General features: G+C 74.6%; 4 protein-coding genes. 2 read left to right on the plus strand and 2 right to left on the minus strand.

Annotated elements, in window-relative coordinates; translation table 11 throughout:
- Positions 1 to 59: 59 nt before the first annotated feature.
- Entirely contained in the window at positions 60 to 737 is a 678-nt protein-coding gene (locus GKQ77_RS32140; RefSeq protein WP_219692654.1) for a permease prefix domain 1-containing protein, read from the minus strand.
- Complete coding sequence (locus tag GKQ77_RS32145; protein WP_219692655.1) at positions 734 to 1,075, minus strand: PadR family transcriptional regulator; 342 nt, start codon at positions 1,073 to 1,075, stop codon at positions 734 to 736. Before GKQ77_RS32145 ends, GKQ77_RS32140 begins: the two co-directional genes overlap by 4 nt.
- A 98-nt stretch (positions 1,076 to 1,173) precedes the next feature.
- Between GKQ77_RS32145 and GKQ77_RS32150 the strand changes: the two genes are divergently transcribed.
- Entirely contained in the window at positions 1,174 to 1,665 is a 492-nt protein-coding gene (locus GKQ77_RS32150; protein WP_219692656.1) for a hypothetical protein, read from the plus strand.
- Between the two features lie 5 nt (positions 1,666 to 1,670).
- Positions 1,671 to 1,928 carry a hypothetical protein gene (locus GKQ77_RS32155; RefSeq protein WP_219692657.1) on the plus strand — a complete coding sequence of 86 codons (258 nt, stop codon included), beginning with the start codon at positions 1,671 to 1,673 and terminating at the stop codon, positions 1,926 to 1,928.
- Positions 1,929 to 1,972 lie beyond the last annotated feature (44 nt).

A 1,972-nucleotide genomic window follows, 5' to 3' on the forward strand; every position in this document is an offset into this window, starting at 1 on the left:
GTTCCTCGCTGGGGGTGCTTGGGGGGACTTACGTAGCGGCGGGGCTTTCGCGCGGCGGCTCAGCCCGTGGCAGGCCGCGGGAGTGGGAGGCGGGCGCAGTGGCGGCAGGCTCGGGCCGAGGGGGCCAGGGCCGCGTGGGAGGCGGCTGCCAGGGCTCCGGCGCAGGCGAGCAGCGGCCAGTTCGTGGCCAGGGCCGCTGCCGTGGCGAGCGCGAGGGTCGCCGCCGCCATCGCCCCGCTCGCGGTGGTGCCCGCCCAGGCGACCAGGAGGGGGAGCCGCTCCGGCGCGGGCAGGCGGCGGGCGAGGCTGCCGGTGGCGGCCAGGGTCACCGCCGCCAGCAGCGCGGCCACCGTCGCGACGAACGCCAGGTGGACGGCGAGGAGCTGGGGCGCGCGCGACACCTCCCACGCCAGGTCGTGCCCCGCGCTCCTCGCGAGGTACCAGCAGCCGATCAGGAAGGGGGCGGTCAGCGTGACCGCCCGCGCGGTCTGCCGGGCCTGGGCGACCGTCAGCTCCCGCTGGCAGCTGGGGACGAGTTCGCCGACGGACCCGAACTCCCGCACCGCACGCCGGGCGGCCTCCTCCTCGCCGAGGCCCGCGTCGGCGTACGCGGCGGCCGTGTCGGCGAGGCCGCCCCGTATCTCGTCGATCAGCCGGGACTTGGCCTTGGCGGGGCCGTGCAGAGCGGCGCCCAGGTCGGCCGCGTACTCCTGGAGGAGCCGGTCGATGGGGCTCATGTGGCGAGCCCGGGGCGCGCGCCGGGGTTGAGTACCGAGCCGATGGCGGCGGTGAACTCGTCCCACGCCGCCCGCTCACCGGCCAGGGTCGCCCGGCCCGCGTCCGTCAACTCGTAGCACCTGCGCCGCCGTTCACCCTCCGACTGCCAGCTGCTGCTGAGCAGGCCGAGCCGCTCAAGGCGGTTCAGCGCGGGGTAGATCGTGCCCGTACGCAGCTCAAGTGCGCCGCCGCTGCGGCGCTGCACCGCCGCGATGATCGCGTAGCCGTGCAGCGGGCCCTGTTCCAGCACGGCCAGCAGCAGTCCGTCGAGGTGTCCTCGTACCGCATCCGCCTTCATGGGTAGGCAGCCTACACAAAGGCTGCGTAGGCAGTGTATGTATTGGCAGCCAACATATTGAGGTTCGCTGCTCGCCATACGCCCCTGGAGGCCCCGCCATGACCAAGCTGCTTCTGTCCGTCCACGTCCTCGTGGCGATCCTCGCCGTCGGGTCGATCACCGTGGCCGCGTCGATGTTCCCGCGCCAGGCGCTGCGGGCGATCGGCGGCGAGGGGCCGGGGGTCACCGCGCTGCTGCACCGGGTCTGCCGCGGTTACGCGGTCGCCGGGATCGCCGTACCGGTGTTCGGGATCGCCACCGGGGCCCAGCTCGGCGTCCTCGGTGACGCGTGGCTGATCGTCTCGCTCGTCCTGACGGGGATCGCGGCGGCCCTCCTGGGGCTGGTGATCCTGCCGGGGCAGCGGAGTCTGCTGGCTCTGGCGGAGGAGTACGTTCCCTCGGGCGGCGCCGCCGAACGCACCGAGGACCCTCAGGCCGCCGCACGCCCCCTCGCCGCCCGCCTCGCCATGCTCACCGGGATCTTCAACGTCCTCTGGGCGGTGGTCGTCGTCCTGATGATCGTCCGCCCCGGCTCCACCACGGGAGCGTGAGCCCCATGCGCACCCTGCGTATCGCGGCCGCCGCCGAGGCCGCCTCGCTCGCCCTCCTCCTGGGCAACCTCCTCACCGTCCACGCGCCCGCGCTCTCCGCGCTTCTCGGCCCGCTGCACGGCACGGCGTACCTCGTCGTCATCGCCACCACCTGGATGACCCCGGCGGCCGCGACCCCCGGCACCCGGTGGCGCGCCCTGGTCCCGGGCATCGGCGGCCTGCTGGCCCTACGCCGGATCGAGGCCCGCACCCCCGCGAACTGACCTACGCCCCCTGCCTTATGACCCCTGACCCCTGACCCCTGACC

It is taken from the genome of Streptomyces anatolicus (assembly GCF_019400875.1).
Taxonomy (GTDB): Bacteria; Actinomycetota; Actinomycetes; order Streptomycetales; family Streptomycetaceae; genus Streptomyces; species Streptomyces anatolicus.